The organism is Neobacillus sp. S1115 (assembly GCF_055385565.1).
Genome location: NZ_AP038275.1, coordinates 6,139,152 through 6,156,979 on the forward strand (window position 1 = coordinate 6,139,152; position 17,828 = coordinate 6,156,979).

Annotated in this window: 18 protein-coding genes; 7 read left to right on the top strand and 11 right to left on the bottom strand. The window is 44.2% G+C overall.

Features of this window, described 5'->3' with window-relative positions; translation table 11 throughout:
• The first annotated feature begins 107 nt into the window (after window positions 1-107).
• From ACZ5B7_RS29800 to ACZ5B7_RS29820, 5 genes are read left to right on the top strand one after another with little or no spacing between them, the layout of a single operon-like run.
• Window positions 108-686, top strand: coding sequence for a hypothetical protein (locus tag ACZ5B7_RS29800; RefSeq protein WP_464492128.1), 579 nt, complete (start codon window positions 108-110; stop codon window positions 684-686).
• A complete protein-coding gene (gene nosD / locus ACZ5B7_RS29805; RefSeq protein WP_464492129.1) occupies window positions 683-2,032 on the top strand; it encodes a nitrous oxide reductase family maturation protein NosD in 1,350 nt (449 codons plus the stop codon). The genes ACZ5B7_RS29800 and nosD overlap by 4 nt, the downstream gene beginning before the upstream one ends.
• Complete coding sequence (locus ACZ5B7_RS29810; protein ID WP_464492130.1) at window positions 1,996-2,793, top strand: ABC transporter permease; 798 nt, start codon at window positions 1,996-1,998, stop codon at window positions 2,791-2,793. The genes nosD and ACZ5B7_RS29810 overlap by 37 nt, the downstream gene beginning before the upstream one ends.
• Window positions 2,790-3,467 carry an ABC transporter ATP-binding protein gene (locus ACZ5B7_RS29815; protein ID WP_464492131.1) on the top strand — a complete coding sequence of 226 codons (678 nt, stop codon included), beginning with the start codon at window positions 2,790-2,792 and terminating at the stop codon, window positions 3,465-3,467. Before ACZ5B7_RS29810 ends, ACZ5B7_RS29815 begins: the two co-directional genes overlap by 4 nt.
• Entirely contained in the window at window positions 3,464-4,384 is a 921-nt protein-coding gene (locus tag ACZ5B7_RS29820; RefSeq protein WP_464492132.1) for a FixH family protein, read from the top strand. Before ACZ5B7_RS29815 ends, ACZ5B7_RS29820 begins: the two co-directional genes overlap by 4 nt.
• A 62-nt stretch (window positions 4,385-4,446) precedes the next feature.
• Here the strand turns inward: ACZ5B7_RS29820 and ACZ5B7_RS29825 are convergent, their stop codons facing one another.
• The 3 genes from ACZ5B7_RS29825 to ACZ5B7_RS29835 all read right to left on the bottom strand — a co-directional run bounded on the left by ACZ5B7_RS29825 (window position 4,447) and on the right by ACZ5B7_RS29835 (window position 7,117).
• The gene (locus tag ACZ5B7_RS29825) at window positions 4,447-5,514 is read right to left on the bottom strand and encodes a PQQ-dependent sugar dehydrogenase (protein WP_464492133.1); all 1,068 of its coding nucleotides are present in this window, start codon (window positions 5,512-5,514) and stop codon (window positions 4,447-4,449) included.
• Between the two features lie 14 nt (window positions 5,515-5,528).
• The gene (locus ACZ5B7_RS29830; RefSeq protein WP_464492134.1) at window positions 5,529-6,383 is read right to left on the bottom strand and encodes a Cof-type HAD-IIB family hydrolase; all 855 of its coding nucleotides are present in this window, start codon (window positions 6,381-6,383) and stop codon (window positions 5,529-5,531) included.
• 68 nt (window positions 6,384-6,451) lie between these two features.
• On the bottom strand, window positions 6,452-7,117 hold the full coding sequence (locus tag ACZ5B7_RS29835; protein WP_464492135.1) for a DNA alkylation repair protein: 666 nt from the start codon (window positions 7,115-7,117) through the stop codon (window positions 6,452-6,454).
• A gap of 94 nt (window positions 7,118-7,211) precedes the next feature.
• On the opposite strand from ACZ5B7_RS29835, the gene ACZ5B7_RS29840 reads away from it, so the two are divergent.
• The gene (locus ACZ5B7_RS29840) at window positions 7,212-7,394 is read left to right on the top strand and encodes a hypothetical protein (protein ID WP_464494597.1); all 183 of its coding nucleotides are present in this window, start codon (window positions 7,212-7,214) and stop codon (window positions 7,392-7,394) included.
• A gap of 56 nt (window positions 7,395-7,450) precedes the next feature.
• Here the strand turns inward: ACZ5B7_RS29840 and ACZ5B7_RS29845 are convergent, their stop codons facing one another.
• The 4 genes from ACZ5B7_RS29845 to ACZ5B7_RS29860 all read right to left on the bottom strand — a co-directional run bounded on the left by ACZ5B7_RS29845 (window position 7,451) and on the right by ACZ5B7_RS29860 (window position 12,105).
• Complete coding sequence (locus tag ACZ5B7_RS29845) at window positions 7,451-8,551, bottom strand: PRK06851 family protein (RefSeq protein WP_464492136.1); 1,101 nt, start codon at window positions 8,549-8,551, stop codon at window positions 7,451-7,453.
• A gap of 140 nt (window positions 8,552-8,691) precedes the next feature.
• On the bottom strand, window positions 8,692-9,168 hold the full coding sequence (gene ybaK / locus ACZ5B7_RS29850; RefSeq protein WP_464492137.1) for a Cys-tRNA(Pro) deacylase: 477 nt from the start codon (window positions 9,166-9,168) through the stop codon (window positions 8,692-8,694).
• A gap of 437 nt (window positions 9,169-9,605) precedes the next feature.
• Window positions 9,606-10,265: a response regulator gene (locus ACZ5B7_RS29855; RefSeq protein WP_464492138.1), complete on the bottom strand. Its 660-nt coding sequence runs from the start codon at window positions 10,263-10,265 to the stop codon at window positions 9,606-9,608.
• Window positions 10,240-12,105, bottom strand: coding sequence for a GAF domain-containing sensor histidine kinase (locus tag ACZ5B7_RS29860; RefSeq protein WP_464492139.1), 1,866 nt, complete (start codon window positions 12,103-12,105; stop codon window positions 10,240-10,242). Before ACZ5B7_RS29860 ends, ACZ5B7_RS29855 begins: the two co-directional genes overlap by 26 nt.
• Before the next feature lie 463 nt (window positions 12,106-12,568).
• Between ACZ5B7_RS29860 and ACZ5B7_RS29865 the strand changes: the two genes are divergently transcribed.
• Entirely contained in the window at window positions 12,569-14,371 is a 1,803-nt protein-coding gene (locus ACZ5B7_RS29865) for a TIGR04190 family B12-binding domain/radical SAM domain protein (protein WP_464492140.1), read from the top strand.
• 29 nt (window positions 14,372-14,400) lie between these two features.
• Here the strand turns inward: ACZ5B7_RS29865 and ACZ5B7_RS29870 are convergent, their stop codons facing one another.
• From ACZ5B7_RS29870 to ACZ5B7_RS29885, 4 genes are read right to left on the bottom strand one after another with little or no spacing between them, the layout of a single operon-like run.
• Entirely contained in the window at window positions 14,401-15,108 is a 708-nt protein-coding gene (locus ACZ5B7_RS29870) for an ABC transporter ATP-binding protein (RefSeq protein WP_464492141.1), read from the bottom strand.
• Between the two features lies 1 nt (window position 15,109).
• Window positions 15,110-15,889, bottom strand: coding sequence for an ABC transporter ATP-binding protein (locus tag ACZ5B7_RS29875; protein WP_213148105.1), 780 nt, complete (start codon window positions 15,887-15,889; stop codon window positions 15,110-15,112).
• Window positions 15,864-16,838 (bottom strand): branched-chain amino acid ABC transporter permease, encoded by a 975-nt coding sequence (locus ACZ5B7_RS29880; RefSeq protein ID WP_464492142.1) that lies wholly within the window; start codon window positions 16,836-16,838, stop codon window positions 15,864-15,866. Before ACZ5B7_RS29880 ends, ACZ5B7_RS29875 begins: the two co-directional genes overlap by 26 nt.
• 14 nt (window positions 16,839-16,852) lie before the next feature.
• A complete protein-coding gene (locus ACZ5B7_RS29885; protein ID WP_213147902.1) occupies window positions 16,853-17,734 on the bottom strand; it encodes a branched-chain amino acid ABC transporter permease in 882 nt (293 codons plus the stop codon).
• Between the last annotated feature and the right edge of the window lie 94 nt (window positions 17,735-17,828).

A 17,828-nucleotide genomic window follows, 5' to 3' on the forward strand; every position in this document is an offset into this window, starting at 1 on the left:
TTTTGGGCGAGGCTGTCTCAAGAAAAGCGCCGGCCCCTCTTTATGTGAGGGCCGGCCTTGAAGGAGGCGGCCTCTCCGTCTTATTAAGCATAAAAGGAATGGTTAACTTGAATGATAGTAAAAAAGGCAATAAATTATCGATTACATCTGCATTGCTAATCGGACTTTCAGCCGTATTAATTGTCATCTCGATATTTTTCCCGTGGTGGAAGATGCTGTTTTATGCGCCGCAATATCCCGAAGGTTTGAATATTATTGTCTATCCCAATAAGCTAAAAGGTGAAATTGATATTATTAATGGGCTTAACCACTATATTGGCATGTCCAATTTCAGCGCAGAAAATTTCCCAGAACTGGGATACTTGATTTACCTTATTAGCGGATTAGCGCTGCTCACTCTGATTACAGCCATCCTCCGCAATAAAAAAGTTCTTTACGGATTAATTAGTGTATTTGTGATCGGCGGACTTGCCGGGGTATTGGACCTCCATTCTGCCTTAAAAAAGTATGGAACCAATTTGGACCCTAAAGCACCGATCCATATGGACCCGTTTGTTCCGCCGATTATCGGCCAAAACACAGTGGCAAACTTTACTACCCATAGCATCTTAGGTACAGGCGTTTACTTCGTGATTGCCGCGTTTATTTTATTACTAATTCCGGTATGGAAGGATCGAAAAAGATGAAAAAAACAGCGCTCCTGTTTCTTGTTTTTTCTCTAGTGTTATTTTTCAAACCTGAGGGAAAGATGGCAGCCGATAATTTGCAGGCAAAAATCGACTCCATGAAAGAGGGGGCGGTATTGAAGCTTGACAATCAAACCTATATGGGCAATATCGTCATCAAGAAACCAATGACGATCATTGGTTCGAAAAACACCGTGATCAAAGGAGACGGAACCGGCAACGTGATTTCCGTTAAAGCGGCTCATGTCAGCTTGAAAAACCTTACCGTGTCTGGCAGCAGCATGGACCGCAACTCCTCCGAGGAATACGCGGCCATTAAGGTTTATACCAATAACAACGTGATTGAGCACATTACCATCCGCCATTCCTTTCACGGTATTTATTTAAGCAAAGCTCACCACAATATTGTACGCTATAACAATATTAAGGGTATGGGAAAGGGAGAAATTGCTGCCCAGGGAAACGGGCTCCATGTTTGGTACGCCGAAAATAATTTGCTTTCCCATAATACAATTGATGGCACCCGGGACGGCATGTTCTTTGATTATTCCAGCCACAATAAAAGCTTCGACAATAGCATCAGCAATACCCGGTACGGCTTGCATTATATGTACTCCGATGAAAATACATTTAAACGAAATACCTTTACAATGAATGAGGGCGGCGCCGCCATTATGAATTCCAACGGCCTTACCCTTACAGACAACCGATTTATCGTCAACTATGGAAACAAATCATTTGGTTTATTGCTAATGCAGGCCAATGATAACCAGATTGAACACAATACGTTTTATATGAACCAACGCGGCTTGTACATTGACCAAGCAACGCGGAATCTGATTAAAGACAATAAAATCATTCGCAACCAAATTGGCGTTGAACTGTGGTCAAGTTCCAATGACCAGATTTTCACATTAAACCAAATCTCTGAAAATACAATCCCTGCTGTCACGATTGGCGGCAAAGGCGAGCACAATGTCTGGAGCCAAAAGGGCAAAGGCAATGATTGGGGTTCCGCCTTCCCGCTCACCGATTTAAACCAAGACAGAATTGGGGATTTTCCAATAACCTACCGTTCAGCCCTCCATCAGTTGATTGAGGATCAGGAATTAACCAATTTCTTTTTAAAAAGCCCGGCGATTGCCATCTATGAAAAAATCAACGCCAGCCTTAATGAAGATGAAGTTATGTTTAAGGACCCGCACCCGCTCGTGCCGAAAAAAGGCAGGCGTTCCACTTCCGCCATTTTCTTCGGTTTGGGAATCGCACTTGCCGCCGTGCTGGTCTTGATAAAGGGGAGACAGCGAATATGCATTACATTTGGAAAGAATGGAAGGAAAATATAAGGGGTAAAGGCCTATGGCTAAGTTTAAGTATCATAGTGCTGATTTCAATCAGTATTTTATTCCGTTCCGCTGACCTTTCGTTCGATAAAGGCTTTTATATTCTGCTAATCAATTTGTTTGATACAATTATTTATTTCATTCCGATATTATGTTTATTTATCGGTGCGTTTTCGATTTTTCAAGAAAAAGAACAAAAGACCTTAATCATGCTGTTGACGAAGCAGGACAGCTATGGCAGCTTTTTGCTAAGAAAAAACATGGGGCTTTATACGGTGGTCCTGGTGCCTCTTTTTGCCTGGTTTCTACTATATGCACTTTTGTTAAAGTTCCAATTCCAGCTTGATTTCGGCAGTTATTTTATTTTTCTTTATAGTATTTTAGTGATGGTGCTGATCTTCCTGCAAATGGGGACGGCGATTGGCAGTTTTGCCCGCTCGCGGATGCAGATTATCGGCTTCACGATTTTTGTCTGGTTTTATTTTTTCTTTCTGCACGATTTTATCCTGCTGTCGTTTTTGCCGGATGTCACCTATGAAAATGTGAAATTCTTTTCGCTTGTCTATTTTTTAAATCCGCTTCAGGCGGTCCGAATGTTTTTGGAAACAGGCATGGGTGTTTACTCCTTCGGCCATATGTCACGGCTTTTGGAAGCATTCATGTGGACAAAACCGGTATTTTTCTTATTCGGGAATTTGCTGGTTTGGCTCATCGTCTCGTTTGCGAGCGCACTATTGTTTAACCGCAAGGAGGGCTATGAATGATTAAAGTCACGAATTTAAATCAATCATTTGGGAAGAAACTAGTATTAGACTCTGTCAATCTCGAAATCGGCCAATATGAAATCTGTGCCCTTGTTGGCCGCAACGGTGCCGGAAAATCGACGCTGATTAATAGTTTGCTTGGACTATTGCCGGTCAAGCAAGGCGAGATTACGATTAACTTTCAACCTGTCTCCAAGAAAAACAGTGAATGGAAAAAGGCCATTGCTTACCTGCCGGAAAAATTCATGCTCTACCCGATGCTGACCGGCCTTGAAAATCTGACGTTCTTTGCCGAAGCGGCCTCAGGAAAGGCGGATGCCAGGCGGATGGAAGAGGTACTGCGGGCTGTCCGGCTTTGGGATGACCGCGATGAGCAGGTAAAGAAGTATTCCAAAGGGATGCTGCAAAGGCTGGGTCTTGCCATTACCTTGTATCAGGAGTCGAGCATTCTGATTCTCGATGAACCGACGAGCGGAATTGACCCAATGGGCCGGAAGGAAATTTTGGAGGTGCTGAAGGGACTGAAGGACAAAACGATCCTGCTCTCGTCACACCATTTGGATGAAATCCGCCAGGTTTGCACCCACGTTGCTTTTTTAAACGAAGGTAAAATTGAAAAATATACAGTTAGAGAGTTTTTAGACACACATCAATTAGGAGGTTTGGGATCATGAGGAAAAGGTTTATGCCCGCGGTGCTGTTGTTGGTCATGATAGTAGCTTTTGCGGCTGTCATGGCTGGCTGCAGCTCGGGGCCTGATTATAAAATTGACGTGACCAAGGAGCTTTATTTCCAAAAGGAAAAGGCGTCGCCGTTTGAAATCAAGGTGACCGAGAACGGAAAGGCGGTAACAGGGCTTTCTGTATCCGTCGAATTATCGATGTCCAACATGGACCACGGCACCGTAAAGGCCAAGTTTGCTGAGGGCAAGAGCGGCACTTATTCAGCTGACGTAAAGGTGCCGATGAACGGCAAATATGAAGCGGTTTTCACCTTGGAGAAAGACGGGAAAAGGACTGAAAAGGTGATCTCCATCGAGGCGGCAAAGCCTGAAGGTGTTGCCAAAGTAAACGGAAAATGGATTACCAATGAGGATGTTACTTTTTATAAGCTAATCAACCGGCTCCAGCTTGAGATAAACCGGGAGGCAGCCAAGAAGAACTACAGCGGGGCGCAATTAGACGAGGAGCTGGCCTATTTGGATTCTCAGGAGAAATTAGCTGAGGACAAAAACCAGCTATTAACACAGATTATCCGCCTCCGCTCGATGGCGATGCTGGCTGAGGAAAAAGGCCATAAGGCCGAGGCTGCTGAGGTGGATGCAGCGGTCGAAAAGGCGCGCGGACAATACGCACAATTCCCATCAGCTCAAGCGTTAATCAAGCAATATGGTGAAGAAAGATTTTGGACTGTTGAAAAGCAGCAATACAAACTGATTGTCTTGGCCCAAATGGTCCAAAAGGATTTAGTTGACCAAGCCAAAAAAGAAAACCCAAAGGCTGGAGACCAAGAAGTTTACTACCAAGCCCAAAAGAAATACGAAGACCTGCTGGTATCACAAATTAACTCGCTTAAGATTGAAATCTTATAGCCTTGTAAAAGGTGTCAGGCACCATGTAAATTTTTCACGCGGTGCCTGACACCTTTTCCTATTTATTTCAAATTTCTCACCAAAACCCGGTATAGTTTATCATCTTTTTCATCCGGGGTACCGCGCCCATCGGTGTTGTTGCTAACGAAATAAAGGTAGTTGCCATCTACAAAAACATCGCGGATCCGGCCCAATCCAGTGATGACTGCTGTGGTGCGGCCGGCCTCGAGGTCAAACTCGCGGACCGCATTCCCGCGCAGTGCAGCCACATAAAGTTTTCCATTATGTGCGGCCATCCCGGACGGCGCCCATGTTTCATTCCCGGACTGAAAGAGCGGCGTCACCATTCCCGCCTTCCGTTCCGTCCCTTGAATCACCGGCCAGCCATAATTCGCCCCGGGCTTGATCCGATTGATTTCATCGTGTGCCGATTGCCCGTGTTCACTTGCATAAAGCGTCTCACCAATCCAGACAAGTCCCTGCGGATTCCGGTGGCCGTAGCTGTACACAAAAGAGTTCGGAAATGGATTATCCACTGGTACAGACCCGTCCAAATTCATGCGCAATATTTTCCCATTGATGGAGTTCCTTTTTTGCGCCGATTCCGGAACAGTCGCATCACCCGTTGTCACATAAAGCTTTCCGTCAGTGCCAATTTTGATCCGGCCGCCATGATGGTAGGCCGCACTCGGGATGCGGTCCAACAGGATCCGCCCCTCAACCCATTCAGCACCGTTCCAAGTTAACACAACAACCCTGTTAAACTGGCCCTCTTCCGAATATGTGTAATAGGCGTAGGCCTGATGATTTTCTGCAAACTGAGGATCCAGTACAAAGCCGAGCAGCCCGGCTTCCGCCGCTTCAGCCAGCGGCTTCCGTAAAACGACCCGCTGCCGTTCTATATGGCCGTTTTCGATTTTTGCGATACTTCCTGTGCGCTCACTGATGTAGAATGTTCCATTCACTTTGTCAATTGACCATGGGACAGACAAATTCTCAGCGACAACCTCAACATAAGGCTGAAGGACAATGGCTTCATCCCCCGCTTGTTCCTCTTCTTTTTTTTCAAAAAAGGAACAGCCTGAAAGCAGCAAAATCAAGACAACCAAAATAGACCTGGCTTTGTACATTTGGAGCCTCCTTTTTATAAAACTTCCAGGATCGCCTTTCCTACACCGCTATTTTCATTTGTATCAGTAATCCAATCGCACAGCGACTTAATATGCGGGCTGGCATTGCCCATCGCAACGGCCCGTCCAGCCTTTTCAAACATTGAAACGTCATTAAAATTATCGCCAATCGCCATTGTTTCAGACAAATCTATCCCTTTTGCGTTGACGAAGGCCTCAAGCGCAATCCCTTTTTGTGCATTTTTATGGGTTATTTCAATATTTTCAATGCCCGATTTCGTAACCTCAAGCTCGCTAAACTCTTTTATGGCGCTGGCAGCATCGCCAAGTTTATCTAAATCAAAGGAGAAAACTAAAAACTTATAAATCTGATACTCATCACTTTCAAAAAGAAGTTCATAATTCTCAATTGGATGAATCAAGCCATCTCTGATTCTTCCTCCCGCCGCATGAACGACATATTCCCGGTCAGCTTCAGGATTGGCGCTCATCACGATGTCCACGAGAATGGAAACAGCCTTGTCGGTATCGACGGAAAAAGCTCCTTTATTGGTGTAGACCTCAAAATAGATATCCTTTTCATACAGGACTGTTGCTGCATTCTTGGCCATTTGTTTCGAAATCGGGGAGGCAGATATAATTTCGCCTTCTTTTGAGCGGACCTCAGCCCCATTCACACAAATAACTGGACATTTCAACCCAGCCGCATTTAATACATAGGTGGCTTCCTGATAGGATCTGCCGGTAGCAACTACCACTTCAACCCCGGCCTCCTGCGCCTTTAAAATTGCCTGTTTATTTTCCTCGGAAATAACCTGCATCGAATTCAATAATGTGCCATCCATATCTGTAGCAATACATTTCATCATGATGTTCTCCTTCATCTTTTCATTATCGCCATTCTACCATGAACAAATGGGATTTTCTCCTAATTGGCTCATTTTACATACTTGCTGCCTTCCCGAATGCTTAGAGGCGCTAATTGGTGACCCTCGATAAACCTCCCGACGGACCCAGGATTTGTCTTCGAATATTCCCGTAATGCCCAGCCAATTGCCTTTTGGATAAAAAATTCCTTGCTTGAGGCGTTCTCACGTATGTATTGATAAAGCAGCTCCTCATCCGTTTTTTCTTTATATTTCAATTGAAAAAGAATCGCCGCTCTTCTTAGCCAGAGGTATTCATGGACGGACCAGCCGTTTATGGTCTCCTCGATTACCTCAGGGAAGACTTGTGCAATTGTTCCAACCGGCTTTGGAGCAATGGCATCGACCGTGTCCCACCAGGATTTCGTTGTGATCAGGCACTCCATAAACGGTAAATCTGACTTGTCCAATTTTTTTAGTGACTTTTCCATATAAACAAGCGCGGTATACTGATATTCCCGTTCTTCCTTTTCCCACAACCCCCAAACAAAATCTTGATTAAATGGCTCCTTCAAAATCCCGGTTTCTTTAAAAAATTGCTTTTCCAGCTCGCTTCGTAAAGGTTTTTTTATGCCGAGAAACAGGAAATGCCCTTTCATATATTTTTCCATCGGCCCTGCATTTTCTTCATTTCGGTTCTCCTCAAACAGTTCGGTTAAGAGTGCGATCTCTTTCAATAAACGTCATCCTTTCTTTTTACCTTATTTTTGGTGAAGAAACTCGTGTATAAACTATTAGGCAGACGACAAACTAACAGGTGCAGAAGGAGGGATGATGATGACGAAGAAATTTAATAAAGGCAGCAACAATCAAAATTCAGCGCGTGCTGGTCACGCTGAAGCGGAAATCGCCGCCGAATTCGTAAGCGGCGATAATAGCAAAGGAAACAAACGCAACAAAGACCAGCAGAGCAAAACAAAACAAAACCACACGCATAACGGAAATAGGGCCTGACCCGCAGCTTTACTCACTAATAAGAAAAAGAACCAAGGGAATTAGACCCCTTGGTTCTAAGCGTTTACCCCAGCTAATGCATTGATTTCTGCAGCAATATTATTTTGAATTTTTTCGACCACAGAAAAATCCATTGCGGCGATATAAATGTCCTCAAGTTCGTCATGGAGCTTTTTTGCCTTGGCGAGCCAGCTTGTGGCCTCTGTCATCTTGTTTCTATACTTGGTGGAAATTTTGCTGATAAAATCGGCAAAGATCTCATCTGTTCCCTGTTCGATTAAAATTTCATACATATCAATGATTTCATCGCCGTCGCGGCTTGGGAAATACTCGTGCGGTGCGGTGCTGTCGAAAATGGCAATCCCCAGCTCTCTAAAAATACACATATCGAGGCTATGCGGGTCAAAGCCGCAATGATAGATTTCTACATCGACGCCGCGCTCCTCTGCTGCAGCAGCCAGCTTTTTAAGCATCGTGGACTTGCCAGAACCTGGCCGGCCCTTAATAAAATAACGTTTTTGAATGTCTTCCGTTAAATTAGGGACAAAATCAACTGCACCTTTTGGTGTGGCAGCCCCAAGGAAACGGTGGCGGACATCGGCTTGTTTGCTTAACTTCATTTTTCCAAAAAAGGTATCAATCAGCTTTTTAGTCAATTGGTCAGCTTTTTGGAAGTTCATGCTGTTTATATAGATTTTTTCCCAATCATCATGAATTTCAAGCGCTTCTTTAAAAGTAGCGTAGGCTGTCGCAAAGGCCTCACTGATCTGGTTGGTTAGCTTTTTAATTTCGCCTTTATGAGCACTTAGGGCCTTCGCATCCCATGCCTCGCCCAGATTAATGTATTCTTCCACAGCACCTGGCGCTTTCGGCTCAATGACGTGCGGAGCAGTTCCGTCAACAATGCCCACCTTTAAAGCCGGAATTAGTACGCCATCAATAGAATTATTATCAGATGAACAGTGGAGCAGCTCGATGTCATAGCCTTTTTCCACCCATTCCTGGCCGATTTTTTTCATGAGCGACGATTTGCCCGTACCAGGCCCGCCTTTTAAGATAAACAAACGGTCAAGTCCCTGCAGGTTGGAATCGTACAAATTATGAAATCCCCTGGCTGTGTTACCGCCGGCAAAATAATTTTTAATTTTCCCTGCCATTCATTAACACTCCCTTTTTAAAAATCAACATTGCCATTAGGCAATTTCAATCACAAAGATTAAGTTCACCATATCTTATGCTTTTGTTGTTTATAGGTGAATGCCTATGCGAAAAACTGACTTTTTTTAAAAAGGAAAATTTATTTTATTACATCAGCCAACTCAGCGTCGGTGATTTCTTGTAAGTGGTTCGGTTCGAGCACAATTTGCATGCCTATTTTCCCCGCACTGACGACGATTGCTTCAATTTCTGAGCAGCTTTGGTCGATGAAGGTCCGGTATTGCTTTTTCATGCCGACGGGCGAGCAGCCGCCGCGGATGTAACCGGTCCATTTTTGAATATCCTTCACCGGAATCATTTCGACACTCTTCTCCCCGGCCGCTTTAGCCGCCTTTTTCAGGTTTAATTCCTCGGCAACAGGAATGACAAACACATAAAGGTCTTTGCTTGCCCCTTGCGTGACGAGTGTCTTATAGACCTCTTTCAGATTTCTGCCAATTTTCTCAGCAACGGACACTCCATCAATTTTTCCATCCTTATTTTCGTATGTAAGCACCTCATAATGAATCTTTTTCGCGTCCAAAATGCGCATTGCATTGGTTTTGGCCTGTGCCATTCTAATCATCCTTCTGATTTTTCCTCTATTTTAGCAAAAAAAGAGGTAAATTTTAAAAAAACAGGTCTTCATTATCCAGCTTTTTGGAAATACTTACACCTTTGCTCGATTTACTTTCCTCTTTTTTTAAATACTTACATATATTCCGGATTTACTTTCCACAACTTATAAAATACTTTCCAAATATACCACTTTACTTTCCAACCTAAACTTTTTGACGTGGATGGTAATTGGCGGTTGACGAGTAAATGAAGAAAACGACCTTAAAAAAATGGAAAGTTACCTGTGCCAGGCTGACCGCCTGGCTTTTTTTAGGTTGGCCCGAAATTAGACAATTAAATTCAAAAAAAAGAGAGCTCGCGCGTTGAGCGAGCTCTCTCCTAACAAAACAATTGCAGCCAACCTGGCTTTGTTCTCAGAAAAAATAAATAATACTCCTACGTCAACGGCACAAGCTGATTCTGGACAGCATAAATGACAACCTGGGACCGGCTTTTGACGCCGAGTTTTTTGAATATGTTGGACACGTGGATTTTGACCGTTTTGTCACTGATGAACAGTGTTTGGGCAATTTCCTTGTTATTCATGCCCTTGACCAAGCAGAGAAGCACATCCTTCTCCCGCTCAGTCAGCGTCGAATCCGCAGACTTTTCTTCCTCAGCTGGCTCCGGTTTAGCCGGAGGCTGGAAAAAGCCCAAAAACTTCTTCGTCATTGATGGGTGGATGACCGACTGCCCGTTTGCCACCGCGCGAATCGCATCGATCACATGCTGGGAAGGGGCATCCTTCAGCAAATAACCGTCGGCCCCTTCGCGAATCGCTGACATAAAGTACTCATCATGGTCAAACATTGTCAGAATCAGGATTTTAATAGACGGGTACATTTTTTTTATAATGCTCGTTGCTTCAATGCCATTCTTCTCTGGAATGTTAATATCCATCAATATCACATCCGGCATTGCCTCTTTTACCTTTTCAATTGCGTCATTGCCATTGATGGCTTCCGCAATCACCTCAATATCGGTTTCCAATTCCAAAATATTTTTCAACCCATCCCGTAAAACGGCATGATCATCGACTAGCATAAGCTTGATCACGCAAATCACTCCCTTCAATCCCCATTCTTGGCACCGTTAAGGTTATCTCTGTTCCGGCTCCTTCGCGGCTGTCTACCTGCAGCGAGGCCTGAATTTTATCAGCCGATTCATTCATATGTAATATTCCAAAATGCGGGTGCTCCCGGGCCTTGATCATGGCCTGAAAAAGCGAAAACCCCTTGCCATTATCCTTCACCTTCAAAAGCACATTTTCTTTTTGATAGCTTAACAGAATGTCAATTTTCGAGGCTTCTGCATGTTTAACGGCATTCTGCACACTTTCCTGACAAATATCGAAAATAATTTTTTCAACCATCGAGCTCAGGTGGAATTCCGGACCTCTTGTCTCCAAATTGATATCCAAATTATGCTCCCGCTTGACCGCATTAATTTTTGCAGAAATTGCCAACAATAATCCCACCCGCTCAGTCGGATAAGGTCTTAACGCATAGATGGATTCCCGCACCTCTTTCAGGCTGCGCCTCAGCTTCTCGGTGCTTTCGCCTATTAACCGAAGTGAATCGTCCGGCATTTTCGCAAATTTCCGCTGCGCCGTTTCAAGATTCATAATCGCGCCGGCGAGCGACTGGGCCACCCCATCATGGATATCCCGGGCAATACGATTCCTTTCTTCTAAAATCAACCGCTTCTCCTGCTCGGCAAACAGCCATCTTGTTTTAATCAGGACAGCCAGCTGATTAGCAAGGGTAGCCGCAGAACGCATATCCTCCTCGCTAAAACTGTTGATCCGGCTTCTACCAAAAACAAACATCCCAACCAGCTCTTTTTCTAAAATTAATGGGGCATAAAGTATTGACCCTATTTCCTTCTTAAAAAAAATCCCAGCCGGACTCGGGTCTCTTTTGGCATTATGATAAACGGTTAATTTTGTCATTTTATCCAAGGCGGCAGCCGTTTCCTCCGACATCTTTAAATCTTCCTTGACAGGGCCAGCCGCAAATCGGAACAACCAGCCTTCCGGTGGACGTTTCCACAAAATCCATGCATCAACATCGATAAATTCTTGAAGATTATCTTTTAAAAAAGTTAACCAATCAGACCTCGCAATTTTTTTATTGAGTTCGGATGAAATGCTGAACAACGCTTTCAGCTTCGCCTTTTCCTTTTTTAAATTAGCAATAATCGAGCTTAGCAGGGCCACACAGACCAACGGGATAAAAAAGAAGAAAAAAGAGAAAACATCAATCGTTCCTCGCTTTTGATTTCCCAAAACATGCAACAAAACAATATAACCATAGGAAATAAGAAAACTATAAACCTCAAAGAGCGCTTTCATCTTCCAAATTTTCAGATTATACGTTTGTGGCCTGATAGCAAAAACAAGATCCACAATGAGATTATTCATGAAATAAAAGGGGATGATGAGCAAATTAAAATGGATAATTCCCTTCAGCACCCTTGACAGCCCTTCGATTGGCATCTGCGGATACAGCCACTGGCAAAGCAGATGAGCAATAAAAAAGCTAATGACCTGCATGGCCGGATTAAAGAAAATAATTCGGAGCGGTCGTCTATTCATAATGTTGATAGCTGCAATGATAATCCCATAAAAAACAATCGTATAGGCTAATCCATCCATGAGATATATGGCATAGACCAATGGAAAAGAGATGGTAATATGCCCTTTCCAGACTGGAACAGGAAATAGCTCCACAATAAAGAGAAACAACACCAGCAGTGCCAAAATCATTGGCTCGCGCGGTACCATTAAATTAAACAAGCCATATTGAAAATAAATACACACTCCAAAGACAGAGATAAATAGTAGGAATTGCCTTGATAGCTTCTCTTTTTTTTGCAAAATGCCGATATCGCCCAAAGCTTCCCCTCCAAATTCTGTGACGATTTACTTAATTTTCTGTTTATTCTAGTTTAATGTATTTATAGATTGAAAACAATATGAATGATTGTTCAGTCGGCCAAACGTCCGCAAAAAATAAGGACCCAACCCGGTCTAATGAATCACACTGACCGGACTAAGCCCTCGGCAAACCAGATTGGTTTGATATCCACTATTATGTCATAAACCACTATGCGTTTTCTATTTGGCAAAAGGATTATTCTTGCCTACTACCTTTGTATTAAATTTATTCGGCACAAAGTTAACCAAAATTTGTCACCTGATTGTCACTCTAGCCAACAACTATTATAGTAAACTAAAGTAAACAGCGATAATAACATTAAAACACCTTGTGAATTCCCTCACAAATCCTTTCTTGAAAAAACTTTATATATATACCCCAAAAGGAGTTATTACACTATAAATCAAAGAGGTGTTTCCCATGAAATACGATTTAGTACTGCTGCATGCTCCAAGTGTTTACGATTTCCGAAAAAATCCTTTGCTTGCCGGACCGATCAGTGATGTTGTTCCATCTTCGCCCGTTTTTGAAATGTACCCCATCGGCCTGACGAGCATCGCCGACTATTTGGAACGTTATGGACTCCGCGTCAAAATCATCAATATCGCCAACCGAATGCTCATGAACCCAAACTTTGATGTCGAAAAAAAATTAAAATCGATCAGGGCAAGTGCGTTTGGCATTGACCTGCACTGGCTGCCACATGCCCACGGCAGCATTGAGCTTGCGAAAATCGTCAAACAGCTTCATCCGGACACCCCAATTATTTTTGGCGGATTGTCGGCCACGTATTATCACAAGGAGCTAATTCAATATCCATTTATTGATTTCGTGATGCGCGGGGACTCGACAGAAAAGCTGATGCTGCTGTTGATGAATAAGCTGGAGACTGGAAATACGCATTTCGCGGATATTCCTAATTTAACGTGGAAAAAGGGCACCGAGACTGGCTATAATCCGTTAACGTACGTGCCAAAGGACCTCGATGATATTGATGTTCCGGGGTACCGCTACACCATTCGGTCCGTTTTTAAATACCGAAATTTCCTCGACCCGCTGCCATACAACGGCTGGCTGCAATATCCGAACACCGCACTGTTGACCGCACGCGGCTGCACGCAAAACTGCCTGATTTGCGGCGGTTCAAGAGAGGCTTATGGGCAAAACTGCAACCGTCATACGCTAGCATTGCGGTCACCGAAAAAGCTCGTCGAGGATATTCAATTTATTTCCCGGTTCAGCCGCGCGCCGATTTTTATCCTCCATGATCTAAGACAAGGGGGACAAGAATATGTTGAGGAATTTTTTAGCCGGTTGAAAAAATTGAAGCTGAAAAACGAAATCGTCTTTGAGTTATTTCAATATGCGGATGAAGAATTTTTCCGGCTGATGAATGAAAGCGTTCCTCATTACAGCATTGAAATTACCCTCGAAACCCATGACGAAAAAATCAGGAAATATAACGGAAAATTCAGCTGCTCAAATGAAAAGGTGATCGAAACACTGCAGTTCGCTCTCAAAAATGGCTGTAAAAAAATTGACCTGTTCTTTATGGTCGGAATCCCTGGGCAGACGTATGAAAGTGCTGTCGAAAACATTGAATTTTGTGAAACCATCCACCTGGCCAGCGGGAAGGACCCAAGAATCTTTTACTTCGTTGCCCCGCTCGCACCATTTTTGGATCCGGCGAGCCCGGCGTTTGAGCACCCGGAAATCCATGGCTATAAAAAATTGTGCCAGACACTCGAAGACCATCGCAAGGCCATTACCCAGCCGTCCTGGAAGCATATGCTTAGCTATGAAACAGAACATATGACGCGTGAGACAATCGTTGGGGCCACCTATGAAGCCGCACAACGGCTGAACGAATTCAAATTAAAATACCAGCTAATTGATTTAGCCGGCTACCAGGATATTAAAGAGAAAATTGAAAAATCGAGGGCTTATATTGGAAAAATCGACCAAATTCTATCCCTTCCGACAGAAAAACAAACTGAAGAGCTGGCTAAGCTTGCCAAAGAAATTGAGGAACTAAACTATTACAGCATTTGCGGCAAGAACGAGCTAAAGTGGGAGGTCCAAAAGAATTATGCTAATTTCTTCTCGCTTGCGTTAGTAGGGCTCGAGCAATTGTATGTCGAATACAAAAGCAAAATCAAGCACTCATTCCAGCCGAAACATCGTTTTCAATTTACACTTGATTCGGACCAGCAAAAGGTTTAAAGGTACCGGAGTTCACTCCGATACCTTTTTTAATGCCCGCCGAGGTAGGCTTTTCTAATTTGGTCACTGGCACTGAGTTCTTCAGCTAAACCAGAGGCAACTATTTTTCCTGTTTCAATGACGTAGGCGCGGTCAGCGATGGATAACGCCATGTTCGCATTCTGTTCAACCAGCAGGATCGTTGTTCCCGTTTTATTGATTTCCTCAATAATCTGGAAGATTGTTTTGACCAACAGCGGTGCAAGACCCATGGAGGGCTCGTCCAATAAAAGCAGCCTAGGGCGTGCCATCAGCGCCCGGCCCATTGCGAGCATCTGCTGCTCACCGCCTGAAAGTGTACCAGACAGCTGCTTTTTGCGCTCCAGCAGGCGCGGAAAGAGCTGATAAATTTTTTCAAAATCCTCCTGAATACCCTTCCTATCCTTGCGCAAATAGGCGCCAAGCTCCAAATTTTCCTCAACCGACATATTGGCAAATACGCGGCGGCCCTCTGGAACCTGGGAGATCCCGCGCTTCACAATCAATTGCGGCACCTTGCCGGCAACATGTTCGCCTCCAAACACAATCTCGCCAGTCTTCGGTCTCAAAAGCCCGGAAAGGGTCTTTAATAGCGTACTTTTACCGGCACCATTCGCACCGATCAGCGTCACAATTTCACCCTGGTTAATATCGAGGGATACTCCTTTTAATGCATGGATATTTCCGTAATAGACATTAATATCGTTGACTTTAAGCATACTAAGAGACCTCCTCGCCAAGGTACGCTTCGATGACTTTTGGATTGTTGCGGATTTCCTCCGGAGTACCATCGGCAATTAGCTGTCCATGATCCAGTACATAGATTCTTTCACAAACACCCATGACAAGATTCATATCGTGCTCGATTAACAGAATGGTTAACGAGAATTTTTCGCGAATTAACGCAATCAGGTTCATCAGTTCATCAGTTTCCTGCGGATTCATCCCTGCTGCCGGCTCGTCCAAAAGCAATAGCTTAGGATTTGCTGCTAATGCCCGGGCAATTTCCAAGCGGCGCTGCTGCCCGTATGGCAGGTTCTTCGCCATTTCATGCTGGACATTATCAAGCTTAAAGATTTTTAAAAACTCAATTGCCTTTTCTTCCATTTCCCTTTCACCGGAAAAATGAGAAGGAAGGCGGAAGATTGAACTGAGAATGGAATGCTTCGCAAGCGAATGATAGGCAACCTTAACATTATCGAGTACCGATAATTCCCCAAACAAGCGGATGTTTTGGAAGGTACGGCTGATTCCTTTTTTGGTAATCTTATAAGGCGCATGCCCGTTTAATTTTTCACCGGCCAAAGAAATTGATCCCTCGGTTGGAACATAAACACCTGTTAACAGGTTGAAGAATGTCGTCTTGCCGGCACCATTTGGCCCGATCAGTCCGACGAGTTCTCCCTGCAAAAGCTCTAGGTTGACCCCGGATACAGCCTTTAAACCGCCAAAGCGGATGCCTGCGTTCTCTACTTTAAGCAACTGTGTTTTTGTTCGCATCATGAGACCCTCCTTGCGCGGATTTTTCCAGCTTGAAGAAAGACGTAATTTCCTTTGTTCCCATCAATCCTTGCGGACGGAACAGCATCATTGCAATTAGTACAAGGCTGTAGATCACCATCCGGACTTCTGGATAATTGGCTAGGAATGTTGAAATGATCGTTAATAAAATCGCTGCAAGCACGGAACCGGACATACTGCCAAGTCCGCCCAGCACAACAAAGATCAAAATATCAAAGGATTTTAAGAAGCCAAAGTTGGTCGGCTGGATAATGTAAAAGTTATGGGCATGCAAGGCACCTGCCACGCCGGCAAAAAAGGCACCAATGATAAATGCCATTACTTTATAATAAGTCGTATTAATCCCCATCGCATCTGCAGCGATTTCGTTTTCGCGAATCGAAATGCAGGCGCGGCCGTGGGTAGAATTCGTAAAGTTGACAATGACAACAATGGTGATGACCACACAGGCAATCAGCCATGGCCAGGTAATCAGGTGGGAGACCGTCATCCCGGATGCGCCGCCAACATAATCAATATTCAAGAAGACAATTCGCATGATTTCCGCAAAACCTAGAGTAGCGATGGCAAGATAGTCGCCTCGGAGCCTTAGGGTAGGAACCCCGATTACTAAACCGGCAACAGCAGCGGCCGCACCGGCAGCCAGAATCGCGACCGGGAAGGGCAATCCTAATTTCATTGTGATAATTGCTGAAACATATGCCCCCACGGCAAGGAAACCGGAATGGCCGATTGAAAACTGCCCGGTAATACCGATGATTAGATGAAGCGAAGCGGCAAGGATGATATTAATGCCGATTGAAAATAGAGCATTTACATAAAAGGGGTTTAACGTACCTCCATTGATCAGGAATTGGACGACAACGGCAAAAATAACCGCTAAAACAATGGAACCCCAAAAGCCTTTTGCGTTATTTAACTTTTTCATCTACCAAGCACCCCCTAGACCTTTTCCCTGACGTTTTTGCCAAAAAGACCAGCAGGGCGGAAAATTAGGATTAGAATTAACACAACAAAGGCAACAGCGTCTCGGAATAGCGAGCCTCCGGCCGCGCTGACAAGGGCTTCAATGACACCCAATAATAATCCTCCGGCCATTGCCCCAGGGATAATTCCAATTCCTCCTAGAACAGCGGCAACGAAAGCCTTCAGACCTGGAATGATTCCCATCAATGGCTCAATTTTTGTATAGTACATTCCAAATACCACTCCGGCTGCACCGGCAAGGGCAGATCCGATTGCAAAGGTGGCAGAGATGGTGTTATTGACGTTAATTCCCATCAATTTGGCCGCATCCTGGTCGTGGGAAACAGCGCGCATCGCCTTACCAATCTTAGTCTTATGAACAATAAATTGAAGAATAATCATTAAACAAAGGGAAACAGCCAAAATTAGAATGGACTGACCGCTAATCTTAACACCGAAGACCTCCAGGCTTTTCAATGGAACGATATTGCCTGGATAGGCTTCCGGCTGGGCGCCGCGGATATAGATGGTGCCATATTCGATGAAAAGCGAAACTCCGATAGCGGTAATCAATGCCGCAATCCTTGTTGCATTCCGAAGCGGCTTGTAGGCAATCCGCTCAATCAATACGCCGAAAATTGCGCAGGCCACCATTGAAATCAATAATGCCGGGAAAAATCCTAAATGGAGAACAGTAATAGAATAAAAACCGATAAAAGCTCCGACCATGAAGACATCCCCATGTGCGAAGTTGATTAACTTGACGATACCATATACCATTGTGTACCCAAGGGCAATCAATGCGTAAATACTTCCCAATGAAATGCCGTTGACTAGCTGCTGTATTAGTTGTTCCATGTCGCAACTCCTTCCAGTGGGAATAGGAAATTTTTCCTAATCCTTATAAATTGGAATAGGGAACATGGACATGCTCCCTATTCATTTTGACTAT